8 protein-coding genes and 4 pseudogenes are annotated in these 8,111 nt (G+C 68.8%); 8 read left to right on the forward strand and 4 right to left on the reverse strand.

Translation table 11 applies throughout. From position 1 onward, the window contains the following. Nucleotides 1-226, reverse strand: a 226-nt coding sequence (locus EAO75_RS32820) for an aldehyde dehydrogenase family protein (RefSeq protein ID WP_261989514.1), incomplete at its 3' end; no start/stop codon positions are given. Here EAO75_RS32820 and EAO75_RS32825 point away from each other — a divergent pair. From EAO75_RS32825 to EAO75_RS32835, 3 genes and pseudogenes are all read left to right on the forward strand, one after another. Next, a pseudogene (locus EAO75_RS32825) lies at nt 213-1,121 on the forward strand (aldehyde dehydrogenase family protein); the annotation flags it as partial. The gene EAO75_RS32820 and the pseudogene EAO75_RS32825 overlap by 14 nt on opposite strands. Before the next feature lie 172 nt (nt 1,122-1,293). After that, on the forward strand, nt 1,294-1,677 hold the full coding sequence (locus EAO75_RS32830) for a PPOX class F420-dependent oxidoreductase (RefSeq protein WP_147998818.1): 384 nt from the start codon (nt 1,294-1,296) through the stop codon (nt 1,675-1,677). A 111-nt stretch (nt 1,678-1,788) separates the two neighbouring features. Beyond that, nucleotides 1,789-2,313: a hypothetical protein gene (locus EAO75_RS32835; RefSeq protein WP_147998808.1), complete on the forward strand. Its 525-nt coding sequence runs from the start codon at nt 1,789-1,791 to the stop codon at nt 2,311-2,313. 98 nt (nt 2,314-2,411) lie between these two features. On the opposite strand, the gene EAO75_RS32840 is transcribed toward EAO75_RS32835, so the two are convergent. Beyond that, entirely contained in the window at nt 2,412-2,933 is a 522-nt protein-coding gene (locus tag EAO75_RS32840; RefSeq protein WP_147998809.1) for an ATP-binding protein, read from the reverse strand. Nucleotides 2,934-3,040: 107 nt separating this feature from the next. Between EAO75_RS32840 and EAO75_RS32845 the strand changes: the two genes are divergently transcribed. Next, entirely contained in the window at nt 3,041-4,024 is a 984-nt protein-coding gene (locus EAO75_RS32845; RefSeq protein WP_147998819.1) for a BtrH N-terminal domain-containing protein, read from the forward strand. 251 nt (nt 4,025-4,275) lie between these two features. Here EAO75_RS32845 and EAO75_RS32850 read toward each other — a convergent pair whose 3' ends face one another. Beyond that, the gene (locus tag EAO75_RS32850; protein ID WP_261989515.1) at nt 4,276-5,307 is read right to left on the reverse strand and encodes a LacI family DNA-binding transcriptional regulator; all 1,032 of its coding nucleotides are present in this window, start codon (nt 5,305-5,307) and stop codon (nt 4,276-4,278) included. Nucleotides 5,308-5,487: 180 nt separating this feature from the next. Between EAO75_RS32850 and EAO75_RS32855 the strand changes: the two genes are divergently transcribed. Together EAO75_RS32855 and EAO75_RS32860 are read left to right on the forward strand one after the other, a co-directional pair. Beyond that, nucleotides 5,488-6,507 (forward strand): sugar ABC transporter substrate-binding protein, encoded by a 1,020-nt coding sequence (locus tag EAO75_RS32855; protein ID WP_147998811.1) that lies wholly within the window; start codon nt 5,488-5,490, stop codon nt 6,505-6,507. After that, nucleotides 6,507-7,301 (forward strand): annotated as a pseudogene (locus EAO75_RS32860) (ABC transporter permease); the annotation flags it as partial. The gene EAO75_RS32855 and the pseudogene EAO75_RS32860, both read left to right, overlap by 1 nt. Here the strand turns inward: EAO75_RS32860 and EAO75_RS47730 are convergent. Next, nucleotides 7,297-7,429: pseudogene (locus EAO75_RS47730) on the reverse strand (ATP-binding cassette domain-containing protein); the annotation flags it as partial. The pseudogenes EAO75_RS32860 and EAO75_RS47730 overlap by 5 nt on opposite strands. Here EAO75_RS47730 and EAO75_RS47735 point away from each other — a divergent pair. Both EAO75_RS47735 and EAO75_RS32865 read left to right on the forward strand, forming a co-directional pair. Then, nucleotides 7,418-7,675 (forward strand): annotated as a pseudogene (locus EAO75_RS47735) (ABC transporter permease subunit); the annotation flags it as partial. The pseudogenes EAO75_RS47730 and EAO75_RS47735 sit on opposite strands and share 12 nt — an antisense overlap. A 5-nt stretch (nt 7,676-7,680) precedes the next feature. Further along, nucleotides 7,681-8,111: ATP-binding cassette domain-containing protein (locus EAO75_RS32865; protein WP_147998812.1), on the forward strand; the 431-nt coding region annotated here is incomplete at its 3' end.

Here is an 8,111-nt window from a genome sequence, read left to right on the forward strand (position 1 = left end):
TCGTCTGTGCCAGGCGCTGCGCGACCGTGGTGACGTCGGCGTTCCGGTCCACGAACACCGGTGACTTGCCGCCGAGTTCGAGGGCGACGGGGGTGAGGTTCTTCGCGGCGGCGGTCATCACGATGCGGCCGACGGTGCCGTTGCCGGTGTAGAAGATGTGGTCGAAGTGCTGCTCCAGCAGCACGGTGGTCTCCGGCGCGCCGCCCTCGACGACCGCGGTCGTCATCAAGCCCGCCGAATACGCCGCCCACACCTCGGCACTGCTGGCCGAGCTGCTGCCCGCGTATCTCGACACCGACGCGACCGCGGTCGTCGAGGGCGGCGCGCCGGAGACCACCGTGCTGCTGGAGCAGCACTTCGACCACATCTTCTACACCGGCAACGGCACCGTCGGCCGCATCGTGATGACCGCCGCCGCGAAGAACCTCACCCCCGTCGCCCTCGAACTCGGCGGCAAGTCACCGGTGTTCGTGGACCGGAACGCCGACGTCACCACGGTCGCGCAGCGCCTGGCACAGACGAAGTTCGCCAACGCCGGACAGACCTGCGTCGCCCCCGACTACGTCCTGACCGACCCGGACACCGCGACCGAACTGCAGGCCGCCCTGGTCGTCGCGATCAAGGGGCTGTTCGGTGAGGACCCGCAGACCTCCGACACCTACGGACGGATCATCAACGAGCGGCACTTCGACCGGCTGTCCGCTCTGTTGGGCTCCGGCCACACCGTCACCGGCGGGCAGACCGACCGCGCGGACACGTACATCGCCCCGACCGTGCTGGCCGACGTCCGGCCCGACGAGCCCGTGATGCAGGAGGAGATCTTCGGCCCCATCCTGCCGATCCTGACCGTGGCGGACCTGGACGAGGCGATCGCGTTCATCAACGACCGCGACAAGCCGCTCGCCCTGTACGCCTTCACCGAGAACAACACCACCAAGCGCCGCCTCGCCGCCGAGACCTCCTCGGGCGGCCTCAACTTCGGCCTGCCGATGCGCCACCTCGCCGTGCCGACGCTTCCCTTCGGCGGTGTCGGCGAAAGCGGCATGGGCAACTACCACGGCCGCTACTCCATCGAGACGTTCAGCCACCGCAAGGCCGTCCTCGACGTCCCGCTGAGCTGAACCATCCCTGGCGGACCCGGCGGCGGCAGGCGATCCCACCTCGCAACCTCACACGCGCCGCCGCCCCGCCCTCTCCTCGGAAGAAGGCATCCCCATGCGCGAGCCGGCATCGCAGTACGCCGGCCACGTGGCCAACGACCTCGAACGCAAGAACAAGGAACACGAACGCATCATGGACGACACGCTGTTGGAGCTGCTCGGCGCCGGCAAGTACATGCTGGTCACCAGCTTCCGCAAGAGCGGCACCCCGGTCGCCACCCCGGTGTGGGTGGTACGCGACGGAGACACGCTGGGTGTGCGGACCCCGGCCGATTCCTGGAAGGTCAAGCGGATCCGGGCCCGCGGCGACATCCTCGTCGGCCCCTGCGACCTGCGCGGCAACCCGACGGGCGACCCGGTCCCGGCCACCGCCGAGATCACCGACGCTGCCACCGGCGCCCGCTACCGCAAACTCATCGCCCGCAAGTACGGCATCGTCGGCCGCCTCATGATCCTCGAGAGCCGCCTCCGGGGAAAGGACAGCACGCTGGGCATCCGCGTGCGGCTCACCCCGTGACGAGTTGACGCACCGTCTCCTCCCGCATCAGGGGCCGCCTGTCGGAATGCCCCGGTGAATGCCATCAGACCGTCACGGCACACAAGAGCGAGCGATCAAGGGGGTCGGAGCATGGAGACAGCGCAGAGTCAGCAGCAGTCGGCACCCGGCACCTTCACCGCCTTCGCCCGCTTCGTCCTCTTCGGCGGCGGAGTGGGGCTCGCCTCCAGCTTCGCCGTGGCGGCCCTCGCCTCCTGGATCTACTGGGGCCTGGCCAACGCTCTGATCACCGCGGCTTCCACGCTCCTCGCCACCGAGTTGCATGCCCGCTTCACCTTCGGCGCAGGCCCGCGCGCGACCTGGCGCCAGCATGCGCAGTCGGCCGGTTCCGCGGCGGCCGCGTATGCGGTGACCTCCGTGGCGATGCTTGTCCTGCGGCAACTGATGGCGGCACCCGGTGCGGCGCTCGAGCAGGTCGTCTACCTGTCCGCCTCCGCACTCGCCGGTGTCGCGCGGTTCGCGGTGCTGCGCGTCGTTGTCTTCGCGCGGAGCCGCTCGCAGGTCGCGGCCACCGTCCGCGCCGCCCGTCCCGTGCACGCGACCGCGGCCCGCGCCGCGGCATCCGCCGGCCCCGTGGTGCTGGGCCGCGCCGCCTGACCGTTCCGCCGGGCCGGGCCGCACGGGACGGGCAGCCTCGCCGTGGACCGACGTCCACATCACGCCCCAGCGGCGGGGCCGGTTCCCCGGGGTGGACCTCAACTCTTGACGGCCTCTGCGATCAGCAGGGCGGCCTGGGCGGGCGTGAGGTGAGTGGTGTCGATGACCTCGGCCTCGTCGTGCAGCCAGGTGCGGGCCGCCTCGGCGTAGGGCTCGAGGTATTTGAGGCGGAAAGGGGAGGGGCCAAGAAGACTGTCTCCCTCGATGCGCCCTCGGAGGGTGTCCTGGTCGGCGTGGAGGACGAAGTGCCGTACCGGGATGGCATGGTGAGCGAGGCCCGTGCTGATCTCGCGCCAGTACTGCTCGACCAGGACGGTCATGGGCATCACCAGAATGCCGCCGGTGTAGTCGAGTACGTGGCGAGCGGTCTCGACGACGAGCGGCCGCCACGGCGGCCAGTGCTGGAAGTTGTCCGTCCCGGGCAGCCCCGGCGTGATGTCCATGAGTGTCTCGCCGACCTTCTCGGCGTCGAACACCCGTGAATCCGGGATCAGTTGCTGCACGAGTGCACTGGTCGTCGTCTTGCCTGCGCCGTGGGTGCCGTTGAGCCATACGATCACGGGGACCGATGCTAACGCTGTGCGGGCGTGGGAACGGGCACGGTGAAATCCGGTACGGCTTCGGCGATTCTCATGTCGTCGTCTGGTGAAGGCGGGGAATGAGCGCAATGATCATGGTGAGAGGCGTCGATATCCGCGGTATGCAGCACTGCGAGACCACGGCGCTCGGCGTGCTGCTGCGGCATGAGGGACTCGACTTGTCCGAGCCCATGCTGTTCGGGCTCGGCTCCGGGCTGTCCTTCATCGACTGGGACAGCAAAGGCATGGGTTTTCCCTTCCTGGGAGGCCGGGTCAAGCCGTTCGAGCTCACCAGGAACCTGGCCGCCGTACTCGGGCTGGAGCTGCTGGTCGGGGAGACCACCTCCGCGCGCAAGGCCTGGCAGAACGTGGCGGCGCCCATCGACGCCGGTCAGCCGGTCGGCCTTCAGCTCGACAGCTACCACCTGGACTACTTCAGCACCAAGGTGCACTTCGGCGGGCACATCGTGGCCATGTACGGCTACGACGAACAGGACGCCTACCTGGTGGACACCGACCCGCAGGGCGGAGCCGTCTCGACCAGCCTCGCCGGCCTGGCCAGGGCCAGAGCCGAGCGCGGCCCCATGACCGCCAAGCACCGCTCCTTCACCGTCACAGCGCCCAGCGACCTGACGTCACCGCAGGACCGGATCATCCCCGCGATCAAGACCTGCGCCGAGGCCTTCCTGAACCCGCCCATCGCGAACCTGGGCCACCGGGGCATCGAGAAGACGGCGAAGCAAGTGCCAAAGTGGCTGCAGCGCAGCGACAATCCGCGGGAGGACCTGCCACGGGCCGCCGTCCTCATGGAGAAGGCCGGCACCGGCGGTGCCCTGTTCCGCAATCTCTACCGGGACTTCCTCGCCGAGTGTGCCCAGCTGACCGACAGCAGCCACCTGCGCACCGGCCACAGCCTGTATACCGAGGCCGCCACCCTCTGGACAGAGGTCGCCGCACTCATTGCGACAGCAGGCGAATCCGGCGACGCGAAGAACCTCGTGGAGGCCGGCTCCCTCCTTCACGAGCTCTCGCGCATCGAACGCGATGCGATGCAGGCACTCAGCGCGCTCTAGAGGGCCTGGCACCCGCGGCGGTCTCCTGCCGGCCCCGGCAGCGTGCTTGCGGGGCCGGGGCCGGCAGGAGGACGAATCGACGCTCACCATCGAACGGTCGATGCAGCCTTCACCAATCCCTACGCGGTGTACGGCCCGATCCCGGACGCCGTAGGCAAGTAACAGCGGCAGAAAGGGGGCTCCCCCGAGACGGCGCACAAGCCGCTGGAACGGTGAACCGGCGACTAGAACGGTGAACAGGCGACCGCGGATCAGCGTGGCCCGGCGATCGTCCCCCGCACCACGAGCTCCGGGGTGAGGACCACCTCGCGGGGCTCGACCCGATCCTGATCCAGGCGCTCCACTGCGGCGGCGACCGCATAGCGGGCCTGCTCCCGGGCGCCCTGACTGACCGTGGTCAGGTTGAAGCAGCTCAGCCGGGACAGCGTGTCGTCGTCGTAGCCGGCCACGGACACTTCGCCCGGGACGGCTACACCGGCCCGCTGGAGGGCGGCGAGGACGCCGATGGCGCACTGGTCGTTGTAGGCGACGACGGCGGTGGGGAGGTCACCCGAGTCGAGGAGCTGACGTGCTGCTCGTTCGCCGGCCTCCTCGGTGTTGTCTCCGCGCAGGACCCTGATGTGCACGTCGAGGCCGTGCCGGCGCATGGCGGTGCGGTATCCACGGCGCCGGTCCGTGGCGATCACGCCCTTGCCGCCGTCGACGTAGACGATCTCGCGATGACCGAGGCCGACCAGGTGGTCGACGATCTGGCCGACCCCTTCGTCGTCGGCGGTGCGTACGACGTCCAGCTCCCCGTCGGCGATACGGCGGCCGACGACGATGACGGGGGCCTTGCGGTCCAGGGCGGCGAGGGTGTCGGCGGGGGCGGTCGGGCCGAGCAGGATCAGGGCCTCGCTGCGGAAGGCCAGCAGCGTCTCGACGGCGGTGTGCTCGTCGCGGGTGCGGGTCTGGGTGCTCAGGACGAGGTCGTAGCCSRSCTCCTCGGCGGCCATGTGCAGGTGCTCGACCAGTTCGGCGTGGAAGGGGCTGTGGATGTCGACCATGACGCCGAGGAGCCGCGTGCGTCTGCTGGCGAGCATGCTGGCGGTGCGGTCCACCTGGTAGCCGAGGTCAGCGGCGGCCTTCAGGACCCGTTGCCGGGTGCGTTCGCTGGGGCCCGGCACGCCGCGCAGCACGAGGGACACGGACGCGGTCGACAGGCCCACGCGGGCGGCCACGTCCTCCAGCCTGGGGCGCTTGTGCGCGCCGCTGCGCTGACGCCCGGACTCGACGTCACCCACGTGGACCTCCCCGCCGAATCTCCTGGCGCAACACCCTTGACACATCGATGAAACCGGCTTGATAGTACCAGAACTTAAAGCGCTTTAAAACATTCGGTTGTACCGACAAAGTCTGTTCCCGTTCACGCCGGACGGCGTCCGCCGGATCCACGCCCCATCGCACAGTGAGGTGCACGCACCATGAGCCGTACGTTCCTCCCCCGCTCCCGCAGACTCGCCCCCGCCGTGGCCGTGGCCGCCGCGGCCACGCTGGTCCTCGCCGGCTGTTCCAGCAGCTCAGGCGGCAAGAAGGCCGAGGACGCCGACAGCGGCGTGTCCGCGGGCAAGGCCACCACGCCCCGTATGACCATCGCGATGGTCACCCACGCCCCCTCCGGCGACACGTTCTGGGACACCATCCGCAAGGGCGCCGAGGTCGCGGCCGCCAAGGACAACGTCAAGCTGATCTACTCCAACGACGAGACCGCCGCCGACCAGGCCAACCTGGTCCAGAACGCGATCGACCAGAAGGTCGACGGCATCGCCGTCACCCTCGCCAAGCCGGACGCCATGAAGGACGTGGTCGCCAAGGCGGTCAAGGCCGGGATCCCGGTCGTCGGCTTCAACGCCGGCATGTCCGACTGGCAGAAGCAGGGCCTGCTGTCCTTCTTCGGCCAGGACGAGGCCATCTCCGGTGAGGCGCTCGGCACCAAGCTCAACTCCACCGGCGCCAAGCACGCCCTGTGCGTGATCCAGGTCCAGGGCGCCATCAACCTGGAGCAGCGCTGCGCCGGCGTGGAGAAGGGCTTCGAGGGCAAGACCGACAAGCTCTACGTCAACGGCGCCGACATGCCGTCCGTGAAGTCGACGATCACCGCCAAGCTCAAGCAGGACTCCTCCATCGACCAGGTGGTCACGCTCGGCGCCCCGATCGCGCTGACGGCCGCCCAGTCGGTCGACGAGACGGGCAGCAAGGCGAAGATCGCCACCTTCGACCTGAACAAGGAACTCATCGCGGCCATCAAGGACGGCTCGATCGAGTTCGCCGTCGACCAGCAGCCCTACCTCCAGGGCTATCTGGCGGTCGACTCCCTGTGGCTCTACAAGAACAACGGCAACTACAGCGGCGGCGGTGAGGCGCCGATCCTGACCGGTCCGGCCTTCGTCGACAAGACGAACGTCGAGACGATCGGCACGTTCGCCGCGAAGGGCACCCGGTGATGAGCATGACCCAACAGGCTGCGCCGGCGGTGACCACACCGCCGGCCTCCGGCCCCGGCAAGGAATCCGACGGGCGGACCCGGCAGCGACCTCTGGCGCTGCAGCTTCTGGCCCGACCCGAGGTGGGCGTCTTCCTCGGCGCCGTCGCGGTGTTCGTGTTCTTCCTCGTCGCCGCGCCCCCGGTGCGCGACGGCAGCTCGATGGCCAACGTGCTGTACCAGTCGTCGACCATCGGGATCATGGCCCTGCCGGTCGCGCTGCTGATGATCGGCGGCGAGTTCGACCTGTCCGCCGGTGTCGCGGTGATCGCCTCCGCACTGACGGCCAGCATGACCGCGTACCAGCTGAGCATGAACGTGTGGGTGGGCGTGCTCGTCGCCCTCGCGGTGTCGCTGGCGGTCGGTCTGTTCAACGGCTGGATGCTGGTGAGGACCGGGCTGCCGAGCTTCCTGATCACGCTCGGTACGTTCCTGATCCTCCAGGGCGTGAACCTGGCGGTGACCAAGCTGGTCACCGGCAACGTCGCGACCGACGACATCAGCGACATGGACGGCTTCGAGCAGGCCAAGGCGGTCTTCGCGTCGTCCTTCGACGTCGGCGGGGTCAACGTGAAGATCACCGTGGTGTGGTGGCTGGTCTTCGCCGCCATCGCGACGTGGGTGCTGCTGCGTACGAAGTACGGCAACTGGATCTTCGCGGTCGGCGGCAACCAGCAGTCCGCGCGGGCGGTCGGTGTCCCGGTGACCTTCACCAAGATCTCGCTGTTCATGCTGGTCGGCTTCGGCGCCTGGTTGAGGAACTCGCCCTCGGTGTGCTGGTGCAGACCCGAGATGATCTTGATGAGGGTCGACTTGCCGGCGCCGTTGTCGCCGAGCACGCAGGTGACCTGGCTGGGGAACACCTTCAGATCRACRCCGTGCAGTCGGGCGAGGGCGTGGGCCAGGAGCTCATCTACATCGCCGCGGCCGTCATCGGCGGCTGTCTGCTGACCGGCGGTGCGGGTTCCGCGATCGGCCCGGTCTTCGGCGCGTTCATGTTCGGCATGGTCCAGCAGGGCATCGTCTACGCCGGCTGGAACCCGGACTGGTTCAAGGCGTTCCTCGGCGTGATGCTCCTCGGCGCCGTCCTCATCAATCTGTGGGTCCAGCGCACGGCGACCCGGAGGTGACCCGAATGACCAGCAAAGAAACCGGCACCCACGGCGCCATCCTCGAAGACAAGGCCCCCGACAAGGACGCCCCGGTCGTCGAACTGCGAGCGGCGGGCAAGTCGTACGGCAATATCCGTGCGCTGCACGGCGTCGATCTGAAGGTGTTCCCCAGCCAGGTCACCTGCGTGCTCGGCGACAACGGCGCCGGCAAGTCGACCCTCATCAAGATCATCTCGGGTCTGCACCAGCACACCGAGGGCGAGTTCCTCGTCGACGGCGCACCCGTGCGGTTCTCCACCCCCCGCGAGGCCCTCGACAAGGGCATCGCCACGGTCTACCAGGACCTCGCCGTCGTCCCCCTGATGCCGGTGTGGCGGAACTTCTTCCTCGGCTCCGAGATGACCAAGGGCCCCTGGCCCGTGCGCCGCCTCGACATCGAGAAGATGAAGAAGAC

Source organism: Streptomyces sp. UW30 (assembly GCF_008042075.1).
Lineage (GTDB): Bacteria > Actinomycetota > Actinomycetes > Streptomycetales > Streptomycetaceae > Streptomyces.